Consider the following 25,179-nt stretch of genomic DNA (forward strand, 5'->3'; position numbering starts at 1 on the left):
GGCGACATCCCCGCTCTGGCGACCTGTGCCTAACGTGCTTACACTACAATCCATGACCGATCCATGTCCTACGCTTTGTGGTGCGGGTATGGCTTCGCCGGGCTACCGGGCGGAGGATATCTTCTGTCGCGTCAGCCCCCGACGGAGGGAAAGGACATGAGTTGCAAGGCGGGACAGCGGCATCATCCCCTGCGGATCCGTCAGCCCCGTCTGTCGGAAACGCTGCCCGGCTTCGGACAGCCTCCGCCCGTCTTTGAAATAACCCTTCCTCCGCCCGATCTTTCCATGTGGCGAATGCCGCCTTCAGGCGTGCCGGGCGTATGGATCTTCGATTCGGGGCGCTCCGGCCCTGAAATCGTCATCACCGCCATGGTCCATGGCAACGAATATGCCGGGGGATGGGCGCTTGAGAACTTTCGCCGACGGGGCGTGTCTCTGACATCAGGGCGCCTGACGCTCATTCTGGCTAATCTGGAGGCCTTCGACCGGTTTGATATCAGCAACCCCGTCATGGCCCGCCATGTCGATGAGGATCTGAATCGCCTGTGGCACAGCACTCGACTGAATGGGCGCGACCATTCCAGAGAGCTTGAACGGGCCAGACAGCTTCAGCCCTATATCGCCCGTGCAGACCTGTTGCTGGACCTGCACTCCACGCTTTGGCCGTCCGAGCCCCTGTTCATCGCCTCTCCCCGTCAGAGGTCGGCAGAACTGGCCTGCGCTCTGGCGGCGGGCAGAAATCTTCCCCAGACGGTTCTGACGGATCTGGGGCATCAGGGCGGTTCACGCCTGATCGAGCATGCACATTTCATGTCGACCGGTGGGACCGGACGAAGCTGTCTTCTGGAAGCGGGATCTCATTGGGAACCCCCAACCGTCACCATCATGGAAAGTGCTATCGAGCGTCTTCTGACGCAGGCCGAAGCCATCCACCTTCGAGGACACGCCACGCAGGAAGCCTGTGAGCCCGAAATGGCTGTCGTGACCGACAATATCATTGCCCGGCATGCGGATTTCAGTTTTGTCAGGCCATGGGAGGGCGGGGTCACGATTCCCAAAGCGGGAACGCCCCTCGCCCATGATGGACATGATCTGATTTACACACCCTATGACGAGTGCCTGTTAATCATGCCTAATCTGCGTCCCCGGCGGGGACAGCTCGCGGTCCGTCTGGCTAGACGAACCGCAGCGCCGTTTAGGTCTTAGGCTGAAGCGCGGTCGTAGATCGGGAAGCGACGGCACAGGGCCTTCACTTCTTCATGGACGCGGGCCGTGACGGCTTCGGAATTTTCTTCCTCAAGAGCCGCTGTCAGCACTTCGTCGATCATGCGGCCGACTTCGCGGAACTCGGCTTCACCGAAGCCACGTGCCGTTGCTGCGGGGCTACCCAGACGGATGCCGGAAGTCACGAACGGCTTTTCCGGATCGAACGGGATGGCGTTCTTGTTCGCCGTAATGCCGGCACGTTCCAGAATGGCTTCGGCTAGCTTGCCCGTCACCTTCTTCGGACGCAGGTCCACAAGGATCAGATGGCTGTCCGTGCCACCCGTAACGATGTCGAAGCCACGGTTTTGGAGTTCGTCAGCCAGAGCACGGGCATTGGCAAGAACGCGCTTCTGATAGTCCTTGAACTCGTCCGAAAGGGCTTCACCGAAAGCAACCGCCTTGCCTGCGATGACATGCATGAGCGGGCCGCCCTGCAGGCCGGGGAACACGGCAGAGTTCACCTTCTTGGCCAGTTCCGGGTCATTCGTCAGGATGATGCCGCCACGCGGGCCACGCAGCGTCTTGTGCGTCGTAGACGTCGTAATGTCAGCAACCGGAACCGGGTTCGGATACAGGCCAGCCGCCACTAGACCCGCGAAATGCGCCATATCCACCATCAGATACGCGCCGACTTCATCAGCAATCTTGCGGAAACGGGCGAAGTCGATGACGCGCGGATAGGCGGAGCTACCAGCAACGATGATCTTCGGCTTGTGCTCGCGGGCCAGCGATTCCATCTGGTCGTAATCGATCAGACCATCTTCGGCGCGAACGCCATACTGCACGGAGTTGAACCACTTGCCCGAATAGTTCGGAGCCGCGCCATGCGTCAGATGTCCACCCGCTGCGAGGCTCAGACCGAGAATCGTATCGCCCGGCTTGGCCAGCGCCATGAACGCCGCCTGATTGGCATTGGCACCGGAATGCGGCTGCACGTTTGCGAACTCTGCGCCGAACATCTTTTTCAGACGCTCGATGGCGAGATTCTCAACGCGGTCCACGTCCACGCAGCCGCCGTAATAGCGCTTGCCCGGAAGGCCTTCCGCATACTTGTTCGTCAGCACCGAACCCTGTGCTTCCATGACGGCGAAGGAGGCCATGTTTTCCGAAGCGATGAGTTCGATGCCGTCCTGCTGGCGCGTCAGCTCCTCGTTCAGGATGGTGGCAACTTCGGCATCAACCTCCTTGAGGGGGGCATGAAAGAAACGATTCAGCGTGGACTGGCTGGCGTGTTCCGACATCGTGGTCCATTCTCCAAGGTGAGTTCGGCATGTGACTAGCCCAGATTGCCTGCCTCGGCAAAAACAATCCGCCTAACAAACGAGGAACCTTCATGACCACTCCGCTCTGGCGGACCAAACCCGTATCATCCGCAGCCGACAGCCAGACTGGCCTCAGGCGTGTTCTCGGTCCCTGGCAGCTCGTCGCCCTCGGTATCGGCGTGACGATCGGTGCTGGTCTTTTCTCTCTCACGGGCGTCGCCGCCGGCCAGAACGCCGGTCCGGCAGTAACGCTTTCTTTCGTCATCGCAGCAGTCGCGTGCGGTTTTGCCGGTCTGTGTTATGGCGAGCTTGCCAGCATGATCCCATCGGGCGGATCGGCATATTCGTATGCCTATGCCTCCATGGGAGAGCTGATCGCCTGGATCATCGGGTGGGATCTCGTTCTGGAATATACCGTGGGAGCTGCTGCTGTTGCATCCAGCTGGTCGGGTTATCTCGCATCACTGCTCGGAGGCTGGGGACTTCATATTGATCCCCGCCTGCTGGCCACCCCCATGACGCCTATCACGATGTCGGACGGGTCCATTGCGTCGGCCTGGTTCAACCTTCCGGCCGTCTGTGCAATATGGGGCGTTACAGCCCTGCTGATGAGGGGTGTGAGTGAGTCGACGACCATTAATACCGTCGTCGTCTGCATCAAGCTTTCCGTTATCGTCGCCGTGATTGCGGCCTGTGCGCCTCATATCAACATTGCGCATTATCATCCGTTCATACCGCAGAATACCGGGACATTCGGTCAGTTCGGCATGTCCGGCGTCATGCGGGCCGCAGGCATGGCCTTCTTTGCCTATCTGGGCTTCGATATCGTCTCCACGACCGCGCAGGACAGCCGGAACCCGGCCCGCGATATTCCAATCGGCATTCTTGGAAGTCTGCTCGTCTGCTCGATCGTTTACGCCGTGTTCTCAATGGTCCTGACGGGCGTGGTTGATTACCGAACCATGGCCAACGATCCAAGTCCGGTCGCTACGGCCATCGACGTGGCAGGAATGCCCTGGTTGGCCAGTCTTGTAAAACTGGGGATTACCGCCGGATATGTTTCGGTACTGTTTGGACTGCTAATGGGACAGGCCCGCGTTTTCCTCATTATGTCTCATGATGGTCTGTTGCCAAAGATTTTCTCACGTCTCAACGTCCGTACCCGTACACCCTGGACGTCACATCTGCTGTTCGCGGTCCTGACAAGCCTTCTCACCGCGTTCCTCCCGATCGGACAGCTTGGTAACATGACGTCCATCGGCACTCTTCTGGCCTTTATCATCGTCTGTGTCGGGGTCCCGGTTCTGCGCTACAGGCATCCCGAAGCTCCGCGCCAGTTCCGTGTGCCGGGCGGTCTGCTGATACCTGTGCTCGGTGTTTTGTCCTGTGGGGCTGTGATGGTGTCGCTCGATCTCCTGACATGGATCAGACTTGTCGTCTGGCTGGTGATTGGGCTTGTTGTCTATTTCGCCTACGGCATCCGCAACAGTCGACTTTGCAGAGACCAAAGTTAGGCGCATGATTGGGGGTATGAGCAATGCAGCATACCCCCTCTCCCGTCCGCGGCGTAATCGCCACGATGCTTTCACCCGCCGTCTGGTGCAGGAACATCGCCTGCATGTCGACAACCTGATCTGGCCGATTTTCGTCTGCGAAGGCGAAAACCAGCGTCAGAAAGTCGACTCCATGCCGGGTGCCGAACGCGTCAGTGTGGACAATGTCGTCGAACATGTCCGACAGGCCGTGGACCTCGGCATTCCAGCCATTGCCATCTTCCCGGTTACGCCCATGAGCGTCCGCGATGCGACTGGCACCGAAGCTCTCAACCCGGACAACCTGATGTGTCGTGCTTCCCGCACCATCAAGGACGCCTTCCCCGATCTCGGCATCATTGGTGACGTAGCGCTCGACCCGTACACCGATCATGGACATGACGGCGTGATCGAGAACGGACGCATCCTCAACGACGCCTCCGTGGAAATCCTCCGCCAGCAGGCCCTCAATCAGGCCCGTGCAGGCAACGACATCATCGCGCCGTCCGACATGATGGACGGCCGCGTAAAAGCCATCCGCGAAACACTTGACGGCAATGGCTACGACACGACACGCATCATGGCCTACACGGCAAAATACGCCTCCGCCTTTTACGGCCCGTTCCGCGATGCGCTGGGGTCCGGCAGCCTGCTGCACGGGGACAAGAAGACCTACCAGATGGACCCGGCCAATTCCGATGAAGCCATGCGTGAAGTCGAGCAGGATCTGCGCGAAGGCGCGGATATGATCATGGTCAAGCCGGGCATGCCCTATCTCGACATCATCCGTCGTGTCCGTGAACGCTTTGAAGTTCCAACCTTCGCCTATCAGGTGTCGGGCGAATACGCGATGCTCATGGGTGCCATCCAGAACGGCTGGCTCGACCGCGATCGCACGATCATGGAAAGCCTGATCGCCTTCAAGCGCGCAGGTTGTAACGGCATCCTCACCTATTTTGCTCTGGATGCTGCCCGCCTTCTGCGGGACGAACGCTGAAAAGTCCACAGATCCGAGGTGTTCAGTCCTATTACACGGGGCTGAACGCCGAAAACATTGCAGCCCGACTCCTTGAGGAACACGGGCTGACAATTATGGCGCGCAGATTACGGACGCCTTACGGCGAAATCGATCTTCTGGCAGCAGATTTGGAATGGCTGATTGCCGTTGAGGTCAAACAGAGACGGACTTTGCGGGAAAGTGCATCCTGCCTGACTGTCAGACAGTCCCAAAGGCTGATGGAAGCCTTTGAGTATGTCCTTCTGACAAAACCGGAGTGGCAGCGGCTCAACACGCGGTTTGATCTGATCGTCGTGGATCTGTCAGGTCAGGCGCGACGCATTCAGGATGCGCTGCGCCAGTTCTGAAAGGATCAGGTGCGACGGACGCGGGCGTGGTGGTGAGCTGAGGCGACCGCAATATGAGTATGAGCGCTTGCATGCGGGCGGTAGGCGACGTTGCGGATGACAGCGTGTGAGCTGCTCCAGGCAACGGCCGTATTATGTGAACTGGTGCGGCGCGCAAGTGCATGGTGGAAAACGGCGCGATGATAGACCGGCGTGGCGGTCAGTGCGTCGAAGGTCAGCTTGCTGGCTTCATAGTCGGTGATAGCCGGACGGGCGTAAGCCTTGCCTGCCCCCATGCAAATACCGACACCCATGATGCCCAGAGCAATTCTGCCAACCCAGTTCCGCGCCATTGACGTTTGTCCCATCCCGTTCTGATGGAGACAGCCTATGCGCTGAACTCGGGGTCCGGCAACCCCTGATGGGAAAGTTTCCGAAAAAATCAAGGTCCTGCCACTTTTCGTCGCTTCATGGCTGAATTGTGGCAGGAGCAATGCTTAAAAAGTGCTGAATTCAGCACTTTTTGCCACAGTCGCACCCGAATCAGGCGTTGGCGGTGGTAACGCCTTTTTCGGTCAGCAGAGTCTCAAGCTCGCCGCTTTGATACATGTCGGTTACGATATCGCAGCCGCCCACGAACTCGCCCTTGACGTAAAGCTGCGGCACCGTCGGCCACTGCGAGAAATCCTTGATTCCCTGACGCAGTTCGGCGCTTTCAAGAATGTTGCAGGTTGCAAACGGAACGCCAAGATGCGTGAGAATCTGGACCACGCGTGCGGAGAAGCCGCACTGCGGGAAGAGCTTGTCACCCTTCATGAACAGCATGACCGGATTGGCGTCGATCAGGTTCTGGATATGCTGGAACACGGTTTCGGACATTGGATTTTCCTTGGTTCGGCAGGGCGGACAGAACGTCCGCTCCTGCTGTCAGTGCTCGTCTGGAAAAAAGAGACGTCAGCCCCGGCTCTTAAGGGGTGAGCGTCTTGAGGGCCATCGCATGCAGTTCAGTGCCCATGCGGGTTCCGAATGCATCATAAACCAGTTTGTGCTGGCGTACACGCGAAAGCCCACGGAAGGTCTCGCTTGTGACCTGGCAGGCATAATGATCCCCATCCCCGGCGAGATCTTCGATCTCGATCCGGGCATCAGGGATAGCGGCAAGGATCGTGCGTTCGATTTCAGAAGCTGCCATCGGCATGAAAATCAGGCTCCCTCACCCATGAACCGCGGGAAGAACGCGGCATTGATCTCATTGAGACGCTCTGCGCTGACGCTGACCGTTCCCGGCACGACCAGATCACTGCCACCCGAACGTCCCAGACGGATTGCCGGAACATTGGCCTTCTCCGCCGCTGTGACAAGGGCTGCGCCATCGGAAGTTGCAACGACGTAGCAGCCCTGATCCTCACCGAACCAGAATGCATGCGCGGCAATGTCCGTCGGAGCGGCTTCAAGCGTGCAGCCTACGCCGCTCGCCATGACCATTTCCGCCACCGTTACCAACAAACCGCCATCGGCGATGTCATGACAGGCCGCAACCGCGCCTGCCGTAATCTGGCTACGCACGAAGTCTCCGTTGCGACGCTCGACCGCAAGATCAACGACTGGCGGTGCCCCATCTTCGCGCTGGCAGATTTCGCGCAGCCACAGGGACTGCCCGAGTTCACCCCGAATAGAGCCGACAAGCACCAGATCATGGGCATCCGGCATCGCAAGCCCGATGGACTTGGACGCATCCGCGAGCACACCAAGCGCACCGATCGCGGGCGTCGGCAGAATCGCCTGAGCCTCGCCGGACGGAGAGCGCGTCTCGTTATACAGCGAGACGTTGCCGCTCACGACCGGGAAATCGAGCGCCCGACAGGCATCGCCCATGCCTTTGATGGCATCGGCGAACTGCGCCATGATTTCCGGCCGCTCCGGATTGCCGAAGTTCAGATTGTCCGTCACGGCCAGCGGGGTTGCACCGGTTGCCGTCAGGTTCCGCCATGCTTCGACCACAGCCTGCGCGCCACCCGTCTTCGGATCAGCCTGACAGTAGCGTGGCGTACAGTCTGTCGTCAGTGCAAGACCCAGACGCGTGCCTTCAACGCGGACGACTGCCGCATCGGCCGCACCCGGACGGCGCGCCGTGTTGCCACCAACCGAGCCGTCATACTGGTTCCAGACCCAAGCGCGGGACGCCAGATCCGGGCAACCGATCAGCGTCAGGAGCGCCTTGTCGATCCCTTCCGGGTCGACAGGCGTCTCGATCCGCGCGGGTGCCGTCAGCGGCACAGTCGGGCGATTATAGATCGGAGCTTCATCTGCCAACGGAGCCAGCGGAATGTCAGCCTCGACCTCGCCATTATGACGGATCGTGATGCGGCCCGTATCGGTCAGCACGCCGATGATGGCGAAGTCCAGCTCCCACTTCGCGAAGATCGCACGGGCGACTTCGGTCCGCTCGGGCTTGAGGACCATGAGCATGCGCTCCTGGCTCTCGGACAGCATCATCTCGTAAGCCGACATATTCGGTTCACGCTGAGGAACGGCATCAAGATTCAGCTCGATGCCAACGCCGCCCTTGCCTGCCATTTCAACGGCGGAAGATGTCAGACCGGCCGCGCCCATGTCCTGAATGGCAACGATCGCATCGGTCGCCATCAGTTCGAGGCACGCCTCAATCAGCAGCTTCTCGATGAACGGATCGCCAACCTGAACGGTCGGACGCTTGGACGCCGCTTCCTCGTCGAACTCTGCTGAAGACATGGTCGCGCCATGAATGCCGTCACGTCCCGTCTTGGAACCGACATACACGACCGGATTACCCACGCCCGCCGCAGCCGACAGGAAGATCTTGTCCTGCTTGGCTACACCGACCGTCATGGCATTGACGAGCGGATTGCCGTCATACGCCTTGTGGAAGTTGACCTCGCCACCCACGGTCGGAACACCGACGCAGTTGCCATATCCGCCAACGCCACGGACGACGCCATCAACGATGCGACGCGTTCCCGCATGTTTCGGATCACCGAAGCGCAGGGCGTTAAGGTTCGCAACCGGACGCGCGCCCATTGTGAACACGTCACGCAGAATGCCGCCGACGCCTGTCGCCGCGCCCTGATAGGGCTCGATGAAGGACGGATGGTTGTGGCTTTCCATCTTGAAGACGGCAGCCAGACCCTCGCCAATATCCACGACGCCTGCGTTCTCGCCCGGTCCGTGGATGACCCACGGGGCTTTGGTTGGCAGCGTCTTGAGATGAATGCGGGATGATTTGTAGGAGCAGTGCTCGGACCACATGACGGAGAAAATTCCAAGCTCCGTAAAGCTCGGCGTCCGTCCCATGATCGTGACAAGCTTGTTGTATTCCTCGCCGGTCAGTCCGAAAGACTGGGCAAGCTGGGCATCAATCGTCACAGTCATCCGACAAGAGCCTCCACAAGGCCTTTGAAAAGCGGCACACCGTCTGTTGCGCCGATTTCGGGGTCAGTCAGGTTCTCCGGGTGCGGCATCAGGCCACAAACGCGGCTATTTTCGCTCAGGATACCGGCGATGGAGCGCGTGCTCCCGTTGGGGTTGGTCGCACGATCATCGTCCGAAACCACACCATCCGCACCGCAATAGCGGAACGCTACGCGGCCTTCACCTTCAAGGCGCTTCAGCGTCTCGGGCGAGGCCGTGTAATTGCCGTCACCATGCGCAAGCGGCGCGCGGAACACATCACCGCGCGTCCAGCCCTGAGTATAGGGTGACGACGCGTTCTCAACCTTCAGGTGGCAGTCCTGCGACAGAAAGCGCAAACCTGCATTGCGAAGCAGCGCGCCCGGCAGCAGATGGGATTCCGTCAGGATCTGAAAGCCGTTGCACACGCCCAGCACATGGCCGCCCTTGCCTGCGAACGCCTTGACGTCCCGCATGATCGGCGAATGCGCGGCCATGGCGCCACTACGCAGATAATCTCCGAAGCTGAAACCGCCCGGCAGCACCACGAGGTCCAGATCCCCCAGCGAGGTTTCCCCGTGCCAGATCAGACGCGGCGTCTGCCCCGTCACCAGCTTCAGGGCATGAACCATGTCGCGCTCCCGGTTCGTGCCGGGAAATACGACGATACCTGCCTTCATTTCTGGCCCTCCGTCGGGGCGGACGCCGCATGGCAGGGATAGGTGTCATGCAGAGCGCGATAGACGGCCTTGCCCGCAGGCTCCGTCAGCGCATCGTTATGAGCATGCAGCCAGGCGACGACCAGTCCGCGAACCTGCGGAGCCGTCTGCTGGGCTGGGACACAAAACGCTACCGGAGCAGATTCATCATGGGCGAAGGTGTCGTACTTCTTCGCCCAGGCCTCACCGTCCATCAGGCCGGACAGATAGGCATCGCACATCCCGATGGAGGACTTGCTGGAGCACATCTGGCCCAGAGCCTTGCCCGAAACCTTGGACACGCGCTGTGCGTGAGCCGGGGCCGAAACAAGAGCCGGAGCCGCAGCGAGACCAGCCAGCAGGAAGATCGTGGAAAGACGGGTCATCCGGCCACCTCAACGCTGAAATCCTCAATGACCTCATTGGCCAGAAGCGCGCGCGCCATGGCCTCGCCCTGCGCCAGTGCGTCGGCGGCATTGTCGGCCGGAACATTGAGTTCAACGACGCGATTGATGCGCACTTCGCCCAGACCCTTGAAGCCAAGGGTTTCGAGAGCATGGCCCACGGCCTTGCCCTGCGGATCGAGAACGCCGTCTTTCAGGGAAACAAAAACACGAATTTTCACTGAACTGCCTCCGGACCCTTGAGGTCACCATTCCCGGACTCGGGCAGAATCCCGAGACGCTTTGCCACTTCCTGATACGCTTCCTCGACGCGCCCCATGTCGCGGCGGAAACGGTCCTTGTCCAACTTCTCGTTCGTCTTGGAATCCCACAGACGGCAGTTATCCGGCGAGATTTCGTCGGCCAGAAGAATACGCATCTCCTCGCCTTCCCAGATCCGTCCGAATTCCAGCTTGAAATCGACAAGCGTGATGCCGACAGCCGTGAACATGCCCATCAAGAAATCATTTGTCCTGAGCGCAAGCTGGTTCATGTCGTCCATGTCCTGCGGTGCGGCCCAGTTGAACGCTGCGATATGCTCTTCCGACACCATCGGGTCGTTGAGCGCGTCGTTTTTGTAGTAATATTCAATAATCGTGCGCGGCAGGCGCGTCCCCTCGGGGATGCCAAGCCGCTTGGCCAGCGAGCCCGCCGCCACATTGCGTACCACAACTTCAAGCGGGATGATCTCCACTTCGCGGATGAGCTGCTCGCGCATGTTCAGCCGACGGATGAAGTGGGTCGGGATGTTGATCTCGTGAAGCTTGAGCATCAGGTATTCGCTGATGCGGTTGTTCAGGACACCCTTACCGGTGATGATGCCGCTCTTCGCGCCGTTTCCGGCGGTGGCGTCATCCTTGAAGTACTGAACGAGTGTGCCGGGTTCTGGGCCTTCAAAAAGAACCTTGGCTTTGCCCTCATAGAGCTGGCGGCGGCGAGCCATGAGCAATCCTTAGCGTTGCGCCGTCCTGACAGAAGATGCGGACGGCTGGAGCAGCGACGAATTGTGGTTCCATAGCATTGCGGAACCGGAACTGCGAGTGTGCGGAACGCAGGAAATCGCAGGAAGTCTGCGTTCCGCATGCCTCTCAGTCGAAGATACGGGCGAAGATGCGATCCACGGCACGAAGATGCTGTGCCGGGTCGAACGCCTGATCGAGAATCTCCTTGCTGACCCGACCGGCGACTTCCGGGTCGGCTTCAAGGTTTTCCCGGAAGGTTTTGAAGCCCGGTTTGTTCAGCTTGGTCCATGTTTCCATGGCATTGCGCTGCACGATCCGATAGGCGTCCTCGCGGGAAATTCCGGCGCGCGCCAGCGTCAGCAGGACTTCGCCGGAATGGACGACGCCGCCCAGGCTTTCCATGTTCGCGATCATCTGCTCGGGATAAACGACCAGCTTTTCCATCATCCCGGCCAGACGCATCAGCGCGAAATCCAGCCCGATCGTTGCATCGGGGCAGATGTTCCGCTCGACGGCGGAGTGGCTGATGTCCCGCTCATGCCACAGTGCGACGTTTTCCAGAGCCGGCACGACATGCGAGCGGATGAGGCGCGCCAGACCCGTCAGGTTCTCCGACAGGACAGGGTTGCGCTTGTGCGGCATTGCCGAACTGCCCTTCTGTCCTTTGTGGAAGAACTCTTCCGCTTCCCGGACTTCCGAACGCTGAAGATGACGGACCTCGATCGCCAGACGCTCGATGCCGCTGGCGATTACGCCGAGCGTGCAGAAGAACGCCGCATGGCGGTCACGCGGAATGACCTGCGTCGACACGCTCTCGACAGCCAGACCCAGCTTGTCGGCGACGTATTCTTCGATTTCCGGGTCGATATGCGCGTAGGTGCCAACAGCGCCGGAAATCGCGCAAACCGCAATTTCCTTGCGGGCCTCCACCAGACGCTCGCGGTTACGGGCGAACTCGGCATAGTGTCCGGCAATCTTCAGGCCAAAGCTGGTCGGCTCAGCATGAATCGCGTGGCTGCGGCCAATCGTCACTGTGCTGCGGTGTTCATAGGCGCGTTCTTTGAGTGCAGCGAGAACGCGGTCCAGATCTTCCAGCAGCAGATCGGCGGCCTGCGTCATCTGAACGGACAGGCATGTGTCCAGCACATCCGAAGACGTCATGCCCAGATGGACGAAACGGCTGTCCGGACCAACTTTTTCCGCAAGCCAGGTCAGGAACGCGATGACGTCATGGCGCGTTTCGGCTTCGATCTCGTCGATGCGGGCCAGATCCGCGTCGGAGAACGCCGCCATGGCGACATCACCCTTTTCGCGGATGGTTCTGGCTGATTCGGCGGGAATGTCACCCCGTTGTGCCATAGCTTCGCAGGCAAGGGCTTCGATCTCGAACCAGATGCGAAAACGGTTGGCGGGAGACCAGATGGCAGTCATCTGCGGACGGCTGTAACGGGGTACCATGGGAACTCCGGATGCGAGGTGGGGCTTTACGGAGGCTCCTTAAACCAAATACGAAGACATTGCACGGACCCCTTTTCGGAAGAATGACACCTTGGCCCCTGACTCTCTGCTGCACGCCCTCGTCGCCCTCGGCCAGATCACCCTGATCGATATCACCCTTGCCGGTGACAATGCGGTCGTCATCGGGATGGCCGTGCGCAATCTGGAAGGGCGGCAGCGTCGTCTTGCCATTCTGTTCGGAACAGGGTTCGCCGCCATTCTGCGTGTAGGACTGGCCTTGCTGGCGACCACGCTGCTCGCCGTGGTCGGTCTGACGCTGGCAGGTGGGTTTCTGCTTCTGTGGGTCTGCTGGAAGATGTATCGTGAGCTTCGCGGCGGCGAACATCATGAGGACGTCGAGGCCGCCCCGCCCCGCCTCGGACCTGCCGTGCTCAAAATTGTCGTGGCCGATCTGTCCATGAGTCTGGACAACGTGCTGGCGGTTGCCGGAGCGGCTGTCGGGCATCCGTGGATTCTTGTTATGGGGCTGGTGTTGTCGGTGCTGTTGATGGGGCTTGCTGCATCGGTCGTCGCCAATCTTCTGAGCAGATATCGCTGGATTGCATGGATCGGCCTTCTGGTGGTTCTGGGCGTTGCAATCGAACTCATCATCCGCGGTGGCGGGGAGGTCTGGACGCATGTTCTTCCGAGCTGACAAAACTCTTTTTGCGGGACTGATAACGCTGCTTGTCACGTCATCAGCCCTCGCAACGCCCTCGATGGAGACCGCCCCCTCGCCCGTTCAAGAGCGACTGGCGGAATGGCTGATCCTTGTCGGGCCAGAAGGAAGCAGTTTCCCGGCACAGCGTTACGCCAGTTTCCTTGAGCAGAAGCCGCAGTGGCCGCAGAGAGTGCGTATTCTATGGCGGTTTCAGAACGCCCTGTCCCAGACATCCGACACGCAGACTCTGAACGCCCTCTGCCCGCTTTATTCCCTCACGCTCCCAGCCGCGTTTACAGCCTGTGCAAACCATATTCCGGACCCGGCCTCCACGGCGCGCCGTCTCTGGCTGTCCGGAAGTACCCTGACCGCTGCCGAAGAGCAGACCCTGCTCGCACGTTTCGATCAGGCCTTCACTCCTGCCGATCAATGGACCCGCTATGAAGCGCTCGAACTGCGCGGGCAGTTCTCCGCAGCGTCCAGACAGATCGAGCGCCTTTCCGTTGATCGGCAACCGTTGGCCCGCGCCAGACTGGCCGAACGTCTGGCCTCTCCCGATGCCGATTCTCTGTTCGCCTCTTTGCCTCCAGACTTGCAATCCGACCCGACTCTTATCCGCTATCGTCTGCGGGCGCTGCGTCGTGGCGACAGATTGGATGAAGCGCTGTCTCTCTGGAACACGCAGGGTGCTGCCCTCCAGCGGACGAACCCATCCCATGACTGGTCCTCAGAACGGATCAGCCTCGCCCGCGCCCTGTTACTGGCCGGTCGTCCAAAAGAGGCGGCAGATCTCGCCGACGATACTACCCTTCCCCCGGACACCACAGACCATCAGGAAGCAGCTCTTCTCAGCGGCTTTATTGCACTCAGAGAGCTTCACGATCCTGCCCGGGCGGAACAGTTCTTTGCCCTTCTCCAGAGCGCAACCTCGCTTCAGATGCAGGCTCGCGGCTATTACTGGACGGGACGCGCCCTTCAAGCCGCTGACAAACAGCAGGATGCCGAAGCCGCATTCCAGAAAGCCGCGGCTTTCCCCACGACTTTTCCGGGCCAGCTCGCTCTTGCATCCCTGACGCAGGACAACGCAATTCTGGTCTCAGGCCGATCATCTTCGGCCTTTGACGATGCCCTGTTACAGGCCCTCCAGTCCCTCCCTACTCCGCCCGCTGGAACGCTCAGCCGACCGGATCTGCTCGAAGGCGCCACGGACCTTGTGCAGGCAGGTGATCCCGATCATGCACGGGATTTCCTCATGATGCTGGAAGTCGTCAATCCGTCTCCGGAAGGTCAGAAAGCCGTTGCCGATGCTGCGTCCCGCCTTGGGCTGCCTGCGCCGGAAGTCTTTGCCTCCTATGCCCTGGCACGCAAAGGCATTGCACTGTATCCGCAGGGTTTCCCCGATCCCTATCCTGCCGCCTCAACTGTTCCGGACGGCCTGCTTCCCGCCATCATCCGGCAGGAAAGTGGTTTCGACCCGAACGCACTAAGCGGTGCCAAGGCTGTGGGCCTGCTGCAACTTCTGCCCGCCGCGGCCAGAGACGTGGTGCGCAAGGGGCATCTGGGGCCGATCAACGTCTCTCCCGCGTCCCTGACTGATCCGCAGACAAATCTGAAAATCGGCAACGCTTATGTCTCACAGCTTCTGGAGCGTTTCGGAAATGTGATCCCTTATGCGTTGGCTGCCTATAATGCCGGTCCGCATCGGGTCGATCTCTGGCTGAAAGCAAATCCACCCTCTGACCCGCTGTCAGAAGACGGTGTTCTGGACTGGATCGAGCGCCTGCCCTATCGCGAAACCCGCCTTTATATCGAGAATATCGAAGCAGGAATGATGGTCTATCGTGTCAGGAATCTTCATGCCGGATAACGACATTGCAGCCCTCGCCGGACAGGTGCTGGCGCAGCTCCGCAGATCCGGTCGCAAACTGGTTACGGTAGAAAGCTGCACAGGCGGCCTGATCAGCGCTGCCCTCAGTGATATTCCCGGCTCGTCAGAAATATTGGAGGGGGGCTTCGTAACTTATTCTAATGCTTTAAAAATGAGCGCCGTGAGCGTTCCGGAGACGGTTCTTGCACAATATGGAGCCGTTAGCCTTCAGACGGCTCAGGCCATGGCGGAAGGCGGTCTTCTGAATGCTGTGGATGCTGATATGGCCATTTCTGTTACCGGTATCGCAGGCCCGGGCGGCGGCAGCGTTGCCAAGCCGGTCGGGACCGTCTGTTTCGGACTGGCTGTTCGCATCGGGGCGCCTACACTTACGCAGCGTCTCTTCATCGGAGATCGCACCAGCATTCGCTCTCAGACTGTGCGGCATGCCCTTCAGATGGTTCTGAACGCCTGAGACAAAAAAAACGGCTCCGAATGAACGGAGCCGCTTTTTTCTGCAAACCTGCAACAGACCACAGGTCTGATTGCAGTCTCAGTTGCCCTGCGTCGGAGCCGGCATCGTCGAGGCTGCCGGAGCCGCAGGTGCTGCCTGAAGGCTTGGAGCTGTCGGGATAGCGGTCGGGGCAGCAGGCGGAACAGCCGCTGTCGGGGCCGTCGGAGAGACTGGTGTCTGTGCCTGCTGCAGCGAACGGGCGTTCAGATCTTCTGTCGTTGCGGCACTGCTGGTTTTTTCAGCGTGGCCAGCCTTCTCATGGTGCTTGCCGTGGTGATGATGCTCAGCCATCGCCGGAGAAGCTGCAGCGACCAGAGCGGTCAAGGCAAATGCGCCAAAGGAGATTTTCTTCATGACGTAATCCTTCTTCTGTCACCATCGCGGTGCTTGAGCCTGTAACGACTCAGCTCGCGATTGGTTCTGGCAACACTATGAAATTTTATGTCCTTTGGGAAAGACCGGGCGTGGGAGGAGCAACCTTCGCCCCCTGCACTCCGTAAATATCCCGTGCACGCTTGATGAATGCAGACACCATGAGGCGCACACCCTCATTGAATACCACGCCCATCGCATTCTGCAGCAGTCGCGACTTGAACTCGAAATCCACAAAAAAATCGACCAGACAGCCGCGTGGATCAGGGCTGAATGTCCACACATTGTTCAGATAGCGGAAAGGACCCTTTTCATAACGCACCCGGATGCGCGAAGGCCTTTCCAGCGTTACGCGGCTCGTAAAGGTCTCGCGGAACGGGCCAAACCCGATCGTCAGATCCGCCACAAGTTCCTGTTCCGTCTGGGTGCGGATGCTCGCCTTCACGCACCACGGCAGGAACTGCGGATACTTCTCGACATCCGCCACGAGATCAAAAAGCTGGTCCGGCGTGTAGGCGATCAACCTTTGCTCGGCATGTGTCGGCATCAGAGACTTTCTTTCAGACGGCTTTTCCGCGCAGCCTGCAGCTTCGCGAAATCGCTGTCCGCATGATAGGAGGACCGGGTCAGCGGACTGGCACTGACCTGAAGAAATCCTTTTGAACGGGCTGCCGCAGCATAGCCGTCAAACTCGTCAGGGGTAATAAACTTTTCAACGGCCGCATGTTTTGCGGAGGGCTGAAGATATTGCCCGAGTGTCAGAAAATCGACGTCTGCGATCCTGAAATCATCCATGACCTGAGCCACTTCCATGCGCTCTTCGCCAAGCCCAAGCATCAGGCCGGACTTGGTGAAAATGGAAGGATCGAGCCTTTTTACGCCATCCAGAAGCCGGACTGACTGATAGTAACGCGCACCGGGGCGGATGGTGGGGTAAAGTCGGGGCACGGTCTCGATATTGTGATTGAAAACGTCGGGTCGTGCGGCCACGACGATCTCCAGCGCCCCATCCTTGCGCAGGAAATCGGGAGTGAGGATTTCAATCGTAGTCTCCGGGGACGTCTCGCGGATCGAACGGATGACCTGCGCGAAGTGCTCCGCGCCGCCATCTGGCAGATCATCACGGTCCACGGATGTGATGACGACATGCCGCAGTCCAAGCTTTGCAACGGCTTCACCAACACGCCTCGGTTCGTCCGAATCAAGATGCTTCGGCATCCCGGTCGTGACATTGCAAAATGCACAGGCCCGGGTGCAGATTTCGCCCATGATCATCATCGTGGCATGACGCTGCGACCAGCATTCCCCGATATTGGGGCATGCCGCTTCTTCGCAGACCGTCACGAGACCCGCGTCGCGCATCAGTGCCCGTGTCTCATGATAGACGGGGTGGTTCGGCGCCTTGACCCGGATCCAGGACGGTTTGCGCTGGATCGGATTGTCGGGCCGGTGCGCCTTTTCGGGATGACGGAGCGCGGGTGCCGCGCGATGGTCGATGGTGATGCGCTGGGACATGATGCTCAGATATGCAGCGGGCCGTCGAAGGCTGCCAGTGTTGCCTCGTGCATGGTCTCGGAAATTGTCGGATGCGGGAAGACCGTTTCGATCAGTTCCGCCTCTGTCAGTTCTCCCGTCCGGGTAATGACATAACCCTGAATCATTTCCGTAACTTCCGCGCCGATCATGTGTGCGCCCAGAAGTTCGCCACTCGTCGCGTCGAACACGGTCTTGACCATACCGTCCGTCTCACCCATCGCAACAGCCTTGCCGTTGGCGATGAACGGGAAACGGCCGACCTTGACCTTGTGTCCTGCGGCAATGGCCTTCTCTTCACTCAGTCCGACAGACGCGATCTGTGGACGCGAATAGGTGCAGCCCGGAATGTTCAGCGGATGCAAAGGCTGCGGCGAACGTCCGGCGATCTTTTCAACACACAAAATAGCCTCGTGGCTCGCCTTATGGGCTAGCCAGGGTGCACCGGCCACATCACCGATTGCATAGACCCCCGGCTCGCCAGTCCGGCAGAAACCGTCCGTGACGATATGGGTCCGATCCACCTGAACCTTGGTGCCCTCAAGCCCCAGATCCTCGACATTCCCCACGATGCCAACTGCACAGATGACGCGGTCCACCGTCAGATCGATTTTGCCCGTCGGGCTTTCGATCGTCGTGGAGACTTCGTTTTCGCTCTTGTTCAGTGGTCCGACCTTCGCGCTGGTAATGATCGTCATCCCCTGCTTTTCGAAAGCCTTGCGGGCTGCTGCACTGATTTCCGGATCTTCAGCAATCAGGATCCGATCCGCCACTTCGGCGATCGTAACCTCACTACCCATGTTCCGGTAGAACGACGCAAATTCGATACCGATCGCACCCGACCCGATAACCAGAAGGCGCTTCGGCAGTTCTTTCGGCGTCATGGCCTCGCGTGCCCCCCAGATCAGGGTGCCATCCGTCTCCAGCCCTGGAAGCTGACGCCCCCGTGCACCCGTTGCCAGAATGACATGCGGCGCCTTGATGGTCGTCACATCCGCGCCATCCTTCGTGATGGCAACCTGATGTGCCTCACCTGAACGCCCGGCCAGCTTGGCGCGGCCATCAAAGGTTGTGACCTTGGCTTTCTTCAGCAGATGGGCAATCCCGCCGCCCATCCGCCGCGCAATACTGCGCGAACGGCCCACGATCTTGGACAGGTCGAACGAGATATTGTCTGCGGAAAGGCCGAACGTGCCCAGTTCATGCAGAAGATGATGGATTTCCGAAGAGCGCAGAAGCGCCTTGGTCGGAATACAGCCCCAGTTGAGGCAAACACCACCAAAATGCGTGCTTTCCACAAGCGCCACACTCATGCCGAGCTGGCTGGCCCGCAGCGCCGCCACATAGCCGCCGGGGCCGCCACCAACAACAATCAGATCGAATGTATCGGACATGGTTCAGACCACCAGAAAATAAGGGTTCTGCACGATATCGCGCAGCGCATTCAGCAACTCGGCCCCAAGGGCCCCATCCACCGCACGATGATCGACCGACAGCGTCGCCGTCATCACAGTCGCAATTGCAATGTCCGAACCACGGACGACTGCCCGCTTTTCGCCTGAAGCAATCGCCAGAATACCAGCCTGCGGCGGATTGATGATCGCCGCGAATTCCCGCACGCCGAACATACCCATATTGGAAATGGAGAACGTCCCGCCCTGGAATTCCTCGGGCTTGAGCTTTCCAGCACGTGCACGCTTGGCCAGATCTTTGGCTTCGACACTGATCTCACGCAGGGACTTGCGATCCGCATCGCGGATGATCGGTGTGATCAGCCCGTCCGGAATTGAGACGGCCATCGAGATATCAACATTCTCGAAATGCAGCGTCTCGGCATCTGTGAACTGGACATTCACGCCCGGAACTTTCTTCAGTGCCAACGCCACAGCTTTGATCATCATGTCGTTGACAGAGATCTTGAAGCTGTTTTCCTGCGCTGTCGCATTCAGCTTCGAACGCAGGGCCAGCAGAGCATCCAGTTCGATATCAACCGAGACATAGAAATGCGGCACCTGCGTCTTGGATTCCGTCAGACGCCGCGCGATTACCTTGCGCATCGTCGAGTTCGGAACGCGACGGACTGTTTCTTCCGACGCCGTGACAGCAGGTGCAGCAGCAGCTTTCGGAGCCGTCTTGGGCGCAGCCGGGCCTTTCTCAACGTCGCGTTTGAGAATGCGTCCGTTCGGGCCACTCCCCGTCAGGGCGTCAAGGGCAATGCCCCGCTCACGCGCCATACGCTTGGCCAGTGGAGAGACGAAAATCCGCTCTCCCTTGTCCTCAGCCAGAGCTTTGGATGCCGGAGCAGCAGGCGTTGTTTCCGCGCTTGCCGTCTCAGCCTTGGGAGCCGCTGCGGCCTGCGAGGAAGAGGCGTCAGGCACGGCCTCGCCGTCTTCCACAAGAATCGCAATCGGTGTGTTGACGGGAATTCCCTCAACGCCTTCCTGAATCAGGATGCGGCCAAGGATGCCCTCGTCCACGGCTTCCACTTCCATGGTCGCTTTGTCGGTCTCGATTTCGGCAATCACGTCGCCCGCAGCGACGGTATCGCCCTCGGCTTTGAGCCAGCGGGCCAGTTTGCCTTCGGTCATGGTCGGCGACAGCGCCGGCATCAGAATATCGGTAGCCATCGTTGTCAGTCCCGCAGCTGCTTGCGAACCGCATCCACCACCCATTCGGGTTTTGGAAGCGCCAGTTTTTCGAGATTGGCCGCATAGGGCATCGGCAGGTCAAGCCCGCAAACGCGCGCTGGCGGAGCATCAAGCCAGTCAAAAGCCTGTTCGACGGCCACGGTGCAGATTTCCGCCCCGATGCCCGCCACCGGCCAGCCTTCTTCGACGGACACGATGCGGTTCGTCTTCTTCACACTGCGTACGATCGTCTCTGTATCCAGCGGACGGATCGAGCGCAGGTTGATGACTTCGGCCGAGATGCCTTCTTCTGCCAGAAGGGCTGCGGCTTCCAGTGCCACGCCGACCATGATGGAGAAGGCTACGAGCGTTACGTCCGTCCCTTCCCGTTCGATCTTCGCGCGACCGATCGGCAAGATGAAGTCTTCATCTACGGGGCACGGGAATTTCTGGCCGTAGAGGATCTCGTTTTCCAGAACGATGACCGGGTTCGGATCGCGAATGGCGGCCCGCAGCAATCCCTTCGCATCCGCAGACGACCAAGGCGCGACCACCTTCAGGCCCGGAATATGGGCAAACCAGCTTGCGAAACACTGAGAGTGCTGTGCACCGACACGCGCCGCAGCCCCGTTCGGGCCACGGAACACGATGGGACAGCCCATCTGACCGCCGGACATGTAGAGCGTTTTGGCAGCGGAATTAATAATATGATCAACGGCTTGAAGCGAGAAGTTCATGGTCATGAACTCGACGATCGGCTTCAGTCCGGTCAGTGCCGCGCCAACAGCCATACCCGTGAAACCGTGTTCCGTGATCGGCGTATCAATGACACGCTTCTCGCCAAACTCATCCAGCAGGCCCTGACTGACCTTGTAAGCGCCCTGATACTGCGCCACTTCCTCACCGATCAGGAACACATCCTCATCACGGCGAAGCTCGGCCGCCATCGCGTCACGCAGGGCCTGACGGACGGTGATTTCGCTGGTCTCGCCCCAGTCCCGGTCATTCTCGGCCTGTGCGACTTCCGGTGCTTCCACGATCCCCGGATCAGCCGGTGTTTCAATCGCGACAGAAGCGCCTGCAGCCGGATCAGCAGAACGGGTCACGATGTCCGCAGCGGAAGCGTCCTCGCCTTCGGTCAGAAGCACGGCGATCGGCGTGTTGACCGCGATATTCTGCGTGCCTTCGGCCACCAATGTCTTGCCGATCACGCCTTCGTCCACGGCTTCCACTTCCATGGTCGCCTTGTCGGTCTCGATCTCGGCAATCACGTCTCCGGCGGAAACGGCCTCACCTGCCGTCTTGACCCAGCGCGCAAGCGTACCCTCGGTCATGGTCGGCGAGAGGGCCGGCATCAGAATCAGAGATGCCATGGATCAGGCCTCCACCAGAATATCAGTCCAGAGTTCGGAATGGTCCGGCTCCGGGCTTGTCTGTGCAAATTCGGCCGCGTCAGCGACAATGGCTTTCACGTCCGTCTCAATGTCCTTGAAGACGCTCTCTTCGATCCCGCTGCGTAGCATTTCGGCCTTTAGCGTTTCAATCGGATCACGCGTACGGCGCATCTCCTCGACTTCCGAACGCTGGCGATACTTCGCCGGGTCCGACATGGAGTGCCCACGATAGCGATAGGTTTCCATTTCCAGCAGAAACGGTCCCTTGCCCGCACGGCAGTATTCCACCGCTTCCTGCGCCGCTTCATGGACTGCGAAAATGTCCATGCCATCGACCTTGCGGCTGGCAATGCCCCAGGGCTCGCCATTGCGCGACAGGTCCTTGGAGGCCGAGGCGCGCTCAATGGACGTGCCCATACCGTAACGGTTGTTCTCGATCACATAGATGCAGGGCAGCTTGTGCAGGGCCGCGAGATTGAAGCTCTCATAGACCTGTCCCTGTGCCGAGGCGCCTTCGCCGAAATATACGATCGAGACTTCGTCCGTCCCGCGATATTTGTTCGCGAAAGCCAGACCCGTGCCCAGTGCGACCTGCGCGCCGACGATGCCGTGACCGCCGTAGAACTCTTTTTCACGGGAGAACATATGCATGGAGCCGCCCTTGCCGCGGGAGTACCCACCAGATCGGCCCGTCAATTCCGCCATGACACCACGCGGCGTCATGCCTGCTACGAGCATCTGTCCGTGGTCACGATAGGACGTGATGGACTTGTCGCCCTGCTTCATGTTGAGGCCGATCCCGACCACAACGGCTTCCTGCCCGATATAGAGATGGCAAAAGCCGCCGATCAGACCCATGCCGTAAAGCTGTCCGGCTTTTTCCTCAAAACGCCGGACAAGAAGCATGTCTCTGTAAGCGCGCTTCATGGTCTCCGGCGAAAGGGCCGGACCGTTGCTCCGGCCTGAAGCGGACGGTGTCTCGTCCATGACGGTCTCCTGATGGAAATGCATAAAATCCCGCATGCTCTTAGCGGCAGAAGCCAGCAAAAGCCAGACCACGTCCCACTTGCGCAGAACGCAGCGATCTGAGGGATATGTCGTGAAAAAACGGCTCAGACCGCCCCGGAAGGCGGTCCAAGATCAAACGAAACCAAGCAGACGACGTGCGGCCACACCCGGATCAGGCTCACGCAGCAGGCTCTCGCCCACAAGAACCGCGCTCGCGCCGACTGCGCCAACCTTCATCATGTCATCCTGTGTCCGGATGCCACTTTCAGAGACGACCAGACGATCGGGCGGCACCATCGGCGCCAGATCGATCGTCGTCTGGATATCGGTCTTCAGAGTCCGCAGGTTGCGGTTGTTGATCCCGATCAGGAACGTATCGAGTGCCAGCGCCCGGTTCAGCTCAGCTTCGTCATGGACTTCCAGCAGGACATCCATATCCAGTCCACGTGCAATCGCGATCAGTTCGGCAGCCTGTGTTTCCGTCAGCACCGCCATGATCAGCAGAATGCAGTCCGCCCCGATCAGACGGCTCTCATGGACCTGCCAAGGGTCAAGGATAAAGTCCTTGCGCAAAATCGGCAGACTGCATGCTTCGCGAACGACGCGGATATCTTCCGTGCTGCCATGAAAGCACGAGCCTTCCGTCAGAACAGACAGACATGTGGCGCCAGCGGCTTGATAGTCCTGCGCGATCTTCACCGGATCGTAATCCGGGCGCAGGATGCCTGCGGAGGGAGACGCCTTCTTGATTTCGGCGATCAGTCCGACCTGACGGTCCGCCGTCAGATGCTGAAGCGCCTGCCCGAACCCCCGCGTTGGTGTGGTGACTTCCCGCGCCCGCGCCGTGATGTCCTTGAGAGACATGATCTGTGAGCGCTGCTCGATGTCCACCCGTGTACGCGCGCAGATCCGGGCGAGGACGTCACTCCGGTCCGCAGCCGTCTCCGCTTCCGGATTTTTGATGGGAGGGGTCGTCGTTTCCGGAACTTCCGGGTCAGGGAACTGTTCTGTTCCCTCAGGCGAATATGTCATCGCCGGTCGATGGTGCATGAATGTCATGATCGTCCTGCGTCTGTGGAAGCAATGCAATGGGTCGGGGAATGAGCTGACAGACGCGCCCGCTCAAGCGCGGCGCGGGCAAGCCCACGGTCAATGGACTCTGCCGCCAGACCTACATTGCGACGGAAAGCCGGAACGTCAATCGTCCCGCCCTTCACGATATTGCCGCGTCCTGCCACATGCAGGGCCGCGGCTGCGTTGAGAAGAACCGTATCACGGTAAGCGCCACCGGCCCCTTCCAGAAGGGAAAGCAGCGCAGTCGCGTTGGTCTGCGCATCGCCACCCCGGATGGCGGAGATCGGAGAGGCTTTCAGACCCGCCATGTCCGGCTCGATCTCAAACGAAAAAAGAGCGTCTTTCTCCCAAGCCGAAACCTGAGAGGGTCCAGCGAGGGTCAGTTCGTCACTACCGCCTTCCGGGGTCACGCCATGCACGACCCAGACAGACAGGCTCCCCAATGCGCCAAGGGCTTTCGCCACCGGCTCGCACCAGCGTCCATCAAACACGCCGATCAGCTGATGTTGCACCTGAGCGGGATTGCACAGTGGTCCGAGCAGATTGAACAATGTCCGAAAACCCAGCGCCTTACGCACCGGCGCCGCATGGCGCATGGCAGGATGATGCTGGGGGGCTGCCAGAAAGACCAGACCGTCTTCGCGCAGACGCCTGCCTTGCAGGGCCAGATCATCGGTAGGCGGAATACCAAGGACTTCCAGAACATCGGTCGCGCCCGTAGCTGACGAGAGGGCGCGGTTGCCATGTTTGGCAACGGGAACGCCCAGACCGGCGAGCACGAAGGCCACGGCCGTCGAGACGTTCAGCGTCTTCAGGCCATCCCCGCCGGTCCCACACACATCAATCGCCCCAGTCGGAACATCCGGCAGAAGCGTCATGTGATGCCGGACAGCTTTCACAGCACCCGTCAGTTCGGCCAGACTCTCTCCACGGAGTTTCAGGGCCGTCAGAAAAGCCGAGAGATGAACCGGATCAACCGTTCCCGCCATAATGGCGTGAAAAGCGGCTTCTGCTTCATGACTGCTGAGAACCTGTCCTGAGGCCGCTTTATGCAAAAGCGCTGTAAAATCAGCCCCCACTGTCAGGCGGCCTGTGATGCCGTGACGGGAATCCCGGCAATCGTCAGGAAGTTGGCCAGCAGTTCGCGGCCTGCAACGGATGCGATGCTTTCGGGGTGGAACTGTACGCCGTGCACGGAATAGTCGCGGTGGCGCACTCCCATGATAACTCCGTCTTCCGTCCGCGCATTGACGAGCAGCGTCTCGGGAATGCTGTCGGGTCGGAGTGTCAGACTGTGATAACGCACGACATCCACCGGATCGGGAAGTCCGGCAAAAACCCCCGTTCCGTCATGGTGAACGGCGCTGATCTTGCCGTGCATTGGCACGGGCGCACGCACGACTTCGGCGCCGAAGACCTGACCGATCGCCTGATGGCCGAGGCACACACCGAAAACCGGCACGCGCCCTGCAGCCGCACGGATCAGATCACAGCAGATCCCCGCCTCCGCAGGTGCGCCGGGACCTGGTGAGATTACGATGGCAGCCGGATTGAGCGCCAGAGCCTCGTCAACACTTAGCGCATCGTTGCGACGCACGTCACATGCCACGCCGAGCGCGCCCAGATGATGGACGATGTTGAACGTGAAGCTGTCGTAATTGTCGATGAGAAGGATCATGGCAACAGAATGAACTTCGCG

At 59.8% G+C, this 25,179-nt stretch carries 27 protein-coding genes; 7 read left to right on the plus strand and 20 right to left on the minus strand.

Annotated features, from left to right (window positions below):
• Window positions 1–63: 63 nt before the first annotated feature.
• Window positions 64–1,206: a succinylglutamate desuccinylase/aspartoacylase family protein gene (locus ABDK74_RS01660; RefSeq protein ID WP_346002444.1), complete on the plus strand. Its 1,143-nt coding sequence runs from the start codon at window positions 64–66 to the stop codon at window positions 1,204–1,206.
• Here ABDK74_RS01660 and glyA read toward each other — a convergent pair.
• The gene (gene glyA, locus ABDK74_RS01665; protein ID WP_346002445.1) at window positions 1,203–2,507 is read right to left on the minus strand and encodes a serine hydroxymethyltransferase; all 1,305 of its coding nucleotides are present in this window, start codon (window positions 2,505–2,507) and stop codon (window positions 1,203–1,205) included. The two genes, ABDK74_RS01660 and glyA, sit on opposite strands and share 4 nt — an antisense overlap.
• Before the next feature lie 92 nt (window positions 2,508–2,599).
• Here glyA and ABDK74_RS01670 point away from each other — a divergent pair, with 92 nt between their 5' ends.
• From ABDK74_RS01670 to ABDK74_RS01680, 3 genes are read left to right on the plus strand one after another with little or no spacing between them, the layout of a single operon-like run.
• Window positions 2,600–4,042 (plus strand): amino acid permease, encoded by a 1,443-nt coding sequence (locus tag ABDK74_RS01670; protein WP_346002446.1) that lies wholly within the window; start codon window positions 2,600–2,602, stop codon window positions 4,040–4,042.
• A gap of 4 nt (window positions 4,043–4,046) precedes the next feature.
• Window positions 4,047–5,057 (plus strand): porphobilinogen synthase, encoded by a 1,011-nt coding sequence (hemB, locus tag ABDK74_RS01675; protein WP_407646574.1) that lies wholly within the window; start codon window positions 4,047–4,049, stop codon window positions 5,055–5,057.
• A 56-nt stretch (window positions 5,058–5,113) separates the two neighbouring features.
• Window positions 5,114–5,425 (plus strand): YraN family protein, encoded by a 312-nt coding sequence (locus tag ABDK74_RS01680; protein WP_346004132.1) that lies wholly within the window; start codon window positions 5,114–5,116, stop codon window positions 5,423–5,425.
• A gap of 5 nt (window positions 5,426–5,430) precedes the next feature.
• Here the strand turns inward: ABDK74_RS01680 and ABDK74_RS01685 are convergent, their stop codons facing one another.
• The 9 genes from ABDK74_RS01685 to purB form a co-directional block, all read right to left on the minus strand.
• Window positions 5,431–5,772: a hypothetical protein gene (locus tag ABDK74_RS01685; RefSeq protein WP_252348962.1), complete on the minus strand. Its 342-nt coding sequence runs from the start codon at window positions 5,770–5,772 to the stop codon at window positions 5,431–5,433.
• Window positions 5,773–5,947: 175 nt separating this feature from the next.
• Entirely contained in the window at window positions 5,948–6,283 is a 336-nt protein-coding gene (gene grxD / locus ABDK74_RS01690) for a Grx4 family monothiol glutaredoxin (protein WP_346002447.1), read from the minus strand.
• Between the two features lie 88 nt (window positions 6,284–6,371).
• The gene (locus ABDK74_RS01695; RefSeq protein ID WP_346002448.1) at window positions 6,372–6,602 is read right to left on the minus strand and encodes a BolA family transcriptional regulator; all 231 of its coding nucleotides are present in this window, start codon (window positions 6,600–6,602) and stop codon (window positions 6,372–6,374) included.
• A gap of 5 nt (window positions 6,603–6,607) precedes the next feature.
• Entirely contained in the window at window positions 6,608–8,812 is a 2,205-nt protein-coding gene (gene purL, locus ABDK74_RS01700) for a phosphoribosylformylglycinamidine synthase subunit PurL (protein WP_346002449.1), read from the minus strand.
• Complete coding sequence (gene purQ, locus ABDK74_RS01705; RefSeq protein ID WP_346002450.1) at window positions 8,809–9,510, minus strand: phosphoribosylformylglycinamidine synthase subunit PurQ; 702 nt, start codon at window positions 9,508–9,510, stop codon at window positions 8,809–8,811. The genes purL and purQ overlap by 4 nt, the downstream gene beginning before the upstream one ends.
• Window positions 9,507–9,914, minus strand: coding sequence for a Rap1a/Tai family immunity protein (locus ABDK74_RS01710; protein WP_346002451.1), 408 nt, complete (start codon window positions 9,912–9,914; stop codon window positions 9,507–9,509). The genes purQ and ABDK74_RS01710 overlap by 4 nt, the downstream gene beginning before the upstream one ends.
• A complete protein-coding gene (purS, locus tag ABDK74_RS01715) occupies window positions 9,911–10,153 on the minus strand; it encodes a phosphoribosylformylglycinamidine synthase subunit PurS (protein ID WP_346002452.1) in 243 nt (80 codons plus the stop codon). The genes ABDK74_RS01710 and purS overlap by 4 nt, the downstream gene beginning before the upstream one ends.
• Window positions 10,150–10,914 carry a phosphoribosylaminoimidazolesuccinocarboxamide synthase gene (gene purC / locus ABDK74_RS01720; protein WP_099286712.1) on the minus strand — a complete coding sequence of 255 codons (765 nt, stop codon included), beginning with the start codon at window positions 10,912–10,914 and terminating at the stop codon, window positions 10,150–10,152. The genes purS and purC overlap by 4 nt, the downstream gene beginning before the upstream one ends.
• A 145-nt stretch (window positions 10,915–11,059) precedes the next feature.
• Complete coding sequence (gene purB, locus ABDK74_RS01725; RefSeq protein ID WP_346002453.1) at window positions 11,060–12,391, minus strand: adenylosuccinate lyase; 1,332 nt, start codon at window positions 12,389–12,391, stop codon at window positions 11,060–11,062.
• Between the two features lie 91 nt (window positions 12,392–12,482).
• On the opposite strand from purB, the gene ABDK74_RS01730 reads away from it, so the two are divergent.
• From ABDK74_RS01730 to ABDK74_RS01740, 3 genes are read left to right on the plus strand one after another with little or no spacing between them, the layout of a single operon-like run.
• Window positions 12,483–13,085 carry a YjbE family putative metal transport protein gene (locus ABDK74_RS01730; RefSeq protein WP_346002454.1) on the plus strand — a complete coding sequence of 201 codons (603 nt, stop codon included), beginning with the start codon at window positions 12,483–12,485 and terminating at the stop codon, window positions 13,083–13,085.
• Window positions 13,069–14,958: a lytic transglycosylase domain-containing protein gene (locus tag ABDK74_RS01735; RefSeq protein WP_194255877.1), complete on the plus strand. Its 1,890-nt coding sequence runs from the start codon at window positions 13,069–13,071 to the stop codon at window positions 14,956–14,958. Before ABDK74_RS01730 ends, ABDK74_RS01735 begins: the two co-directional genes overlap by 17 nt.
• Window positions 14,948–15,433 (plus strand): CinA family protein, encoded by a 486-nt coding sequence (locus tag ABDK74_RS01740; RefSeq protein WP_346002455.1) that lies wholly within the window; start codon window positions 14,948–14,950, stop codon window positions 15,431–15,433. The genes ABDK74_RS01735 and ABDK74_RS01740 overlap by 11 nt, the downstream gene beginning before the upstream one ends.
• Before the next feature lie 78 nt (window positions 15,434–15,511).
• Here the strand turns inward: ABDK74_RS01740 and ABDK74_RS01745 are convergent, their stop codons facing one another.
• From ABDK74_RS01745 to ABDK74_RS01790, 10 genes are all read right to left on the minus strand, one after another.
• Window positions 15,512–15,826 carry a hypothetical protein gene (locus tag ABDK74_RS01745; protein ID WP_346002456.1) on the minus strand — a complete coding sequence of 105 codons (315 nt, stop codon included), beginning with the start codon at window positions 15,824–15,826 and terminating at the stop codon, window positions 15,512–15,514.
• A gap of 85 nt (window positions 15,827–15,911) precedes the next feature.
• Window positions 15,912–16,391, minus strand: coding sequence for a type II toxin-antitoxin system RatA family toxin (locus ABDK74_RS01750; RefSeq protein ID WP_194255880.1), 480 nt, complete (start codon window positions 16,389–16,391; stop codon window positions 15,912–15,914).
• Window positions 16,391–17,359, minus strand: a complete 969-nt coding sequence (gene lipA, locus ABDK74_RS01755) for a lipoyl synthase (protein WP_194255881.1) — start codon at window positions 17,357–17,359, stop codon at window positions 16,391–16,393. Before lipA ends, ABDK74_RS01750 begins: the two co-directional genes overlap by 1 nt.
• Window positions 17,360–17,364: 5 nt before the next feature.
• On the minus strand, window positions 17,365–18,771 hold the full coding sequence (gene lpdA, locus ABDK74_RS01760) for a dihydrolipoyl dehydrogenase (protein ID WP_346002457.1): 1,407 nt from the start codon (window positions 18,769–18,771) through the stop codon (window positions 17,365–17,367).
• Between the two features lie 3 nt (window positions 18,772–18,774).
• Window positions 18,775–20,004, minus strand: coding sequence for a pyruvate dehydrogenase complex dihydrolipoamide acetyltransferase (locus ABDK74_RS01765; RefSeq protein WP_346002458.1), 1,230 nt, complete (start codon window positions 20,002–20,004; stop codon window positions 18,775–18,777).
• Between the two features lie 5 nt (window positions 20,005–20,009).
• Window positions 20,010–21,377 carry a pyruvate dehydrogenase complex E1 component subunit beta gene (locus tag ABDK74_RS01770; protein WP_346002459.1) on the minus strand — a complete coding sequence of 456 codons (1,368 nt, stop codon included), beginning with the start codon at window positions 21,375–21,377 and terminating at the stop codon, window positions 20,010–20,012.
• A 3-nt stretch (window positions 21,378–21,380) separates the two neighbouring features.
• Window positions 21,381–22,385, minus strand: coding sequence for a pyruvate dehydrogenase (acetyl-transferring) E1 component subunit alpha (pdhA, locus tag ABDK74_RS01775; RefSeq protein ID WP_099286723.1), 1,005 nt, complete (start codon window positions 22,383–22,385; stop codon window positions 21,381–21,383).
• A 153-nt stretch (window positions 22,386–22,538) separates the two neighbouring features.
• Window positions 22,539–23,465: an indole-3-glycerol phosphate synthase TrpC gene (trpC, locus tag ABDK74_RS01780; RefSeq protein ID WP_346002460.1), complete on the minus strand. Its 927-nt coding sequence runs from the start codon at window positions 23,463–23,465 to the stop codon at window positions 22,539–22,541.
• Window positions 23,462–24,565: an anthranilate phosphoribosyltransferase gene (gene trpD / locus ABDK74_RS01785; RefSeq protein WP_346004133.1), complete on the minus strand. Its 1,104-nt coding sequence runs from the start codon at window positions 24,563–24,565 to the stop codon at window positions 23,462–23,464. Before trpD ends, trpC begins: the two co-directional genes overlap by 4 nt.
• Complete coding sequence (locus ABDK74_RS01790; protein ID WP_346002461.1) at window positions 24,562–25,158, minus strand: aminodeoxychorismate/anthranilate synthase component II; 597 nt, start codon at window positions 25,156–25,158, stop codon at window positions 24,562–24,564. Before ABDK74_RS01790 ends, trpD begins: the two co-directional genes overlap by 4 nt.
• Between the last annotated feature and the right edge of the window lie 21 nt (window positions 25,159–25,179).

It is taken from the genome of Gluconobacter sp. OJB, assembly GCF_039638275.1.
GTDB lineage: Bacteria > Pseudomonadota > Alphaproteobacteria > Acetobacterales > Acetobacteraceae > Gluconobacter > Gluconobacter cerevisiae.

Bases quoted from the DNA above. Each gene is read 5' to 3' on its own strand.
- ABDK74_RS01660 (WP_346002444.1), top strand. From the start codon at position 64: ATGTCCTACGCTTTGTGGTGCGGGTATGGCTTCGCCGGGCTACCGGGC.
- glyA (WP_346002445.1), bottom strand. From the start codon at position 2,507: ATGTCGGAACACGCCAGCCAGTCCACGCTGAATCGTTTCTTTCATGCC.
- ABDK74_RS01670 (WP_346002446.1), top strand. From the start codon at position 2,600: ATGACCACTCCGCTCTGGCGGACCAAACCCGTATCATCCGCAGCCGAC.
- hemB (WP_407646574.1), top strand. From the start codon at position 4,047: ATGATTGGGGGTATGAGCAATGCAGCATACCCCCTCTCCCGTCCGCGG.
- ABDK74_RS01685 (WP_252348962.1), bottom strand. From the start codon at position 5,772: ATGGGACAAACGTCAATGGCGCGGAACTGGGTTGGCAGAATTGCTCTG.
- grxD (WP_346002447.1), bottom strand. From the start codon at position 6,283: ATGTCCGAAACCGTGTTCCAGCATATCCAGAACCTGATCGACGCCAAT.
- ABDK74_RS01695 (WP_346002448.1), bottom strand. From the start codon at position 6,602: ATGCCGATGGCAGCTTCTGAAATCGAACGCACGATCCTTGCCGCTATC.
- purL (WP_346002449.1), bottom strand. From the start codon at position 8,812: ATGACTGTGACGATTGATGCCCAGCTTGCCCAGTCTTTCGGACTGACC.
- purQ (WP_346002450.1), bottom strand. From the start codon at position 9,510: ATGAAGGCAGGTATCGTCGTATTTCCCGGCACGAACCGGGAGCGCGAC.
- ABDK74_RS01710 (WP_346002451.1), bottom strand. From the start codon at position 9,914: ATGACCCGTCTTTCCACGATCTTCCTGCTGGCTGGTCTCGCTGCGGCT.
- purC (WP_099286712.1), bottom strand. From the start codon at position 10,914: ATGGCTCGCCGCCGCCAGCTCTATGAGGGCAAAGCCAAGGTTCTTTTT.
- purB (WP_346002453.1), bottom strand. From the start codon at position 12,391: ATGGTACCCCGTTACAGCCGTCCGCAGATGACTGCCATCTGGTCTCCC.
- ABDK74_RS01735 (WP_194255877.1), top strand. From the start codon at position 13,069: ATGTTCTTCCGAGCTGACAAAACTCTTTTTGCGGGACTGATAACGCTG.
- ABDK74_RS01740 (WP_346002455.1), top strand. From the start codon at position 14,948: ATGCCGGATAACGACATTGCAGCCCTCGCCGGACAGGTGCTGGCGCAG.
- ABDK74_RS01745 (WP_346002456.1), bottom strand. From the start codon at position 15,826: ATGAAGAAAATCTCCTTTGGCGCATTTGCCTTGACCGCTCTGGTCGCT.
- ABDK74_RS01750 (WP_194255880.1), bottom strand. From the start codon at position 16,391: ATGCCGACACATGCCGAGCAAAGGTTGATCGCCTACACGCCGGACCAG.
- lipA (WP_194255881.1), bottom strand. From the start codon at position 17,359: ATGTCCCAGCGCATCACCATCGACCATCGCGCGGCACCCGCGCTCCGT.
- lpdA (WP_346002457.1), bottom strand. From the start codon at position 18,771: ATGTCCGATACATTCGATCTGATTGTTGTTGGTGGCGGCCCCGGCGGC.
- ABDK74_RS01765 (WP_346002458.1), bottom strand. From the start codon at position 20,004: ATGGCTACCGATATTCTGATGCCGGCGCTGTCGCCGACCATGACCGAA.
- ABDK74_RS01770 (WP_346002459.1), bottom strand. From the start codon at position 21,377: ATGGCATCTCTGATTCTGATGCCGGCCCTCTCGCCGACCATGACCGAG.
- pdhA (WP_099286723.1), bottom strand. From the start codon at position 22,385: ATGGACGAGACACCGTCCGCTTCAGGCCGGAGCAACGGTCCGGCCCTT.
- trpC (WP_346002460.1), bottom strand. From the start codon at position 23,465: ATGACATTCATGCACCATCGACCGGCGATGACATATTCGCCTGAGGGA.
- ABDK74_RS01790 (WP_346002461.1), bottom strand. From the start codon at position 25,158: ATGATCCTTCTCATCGACAATTACGACAGCTTCACGTTCAACATCGTC.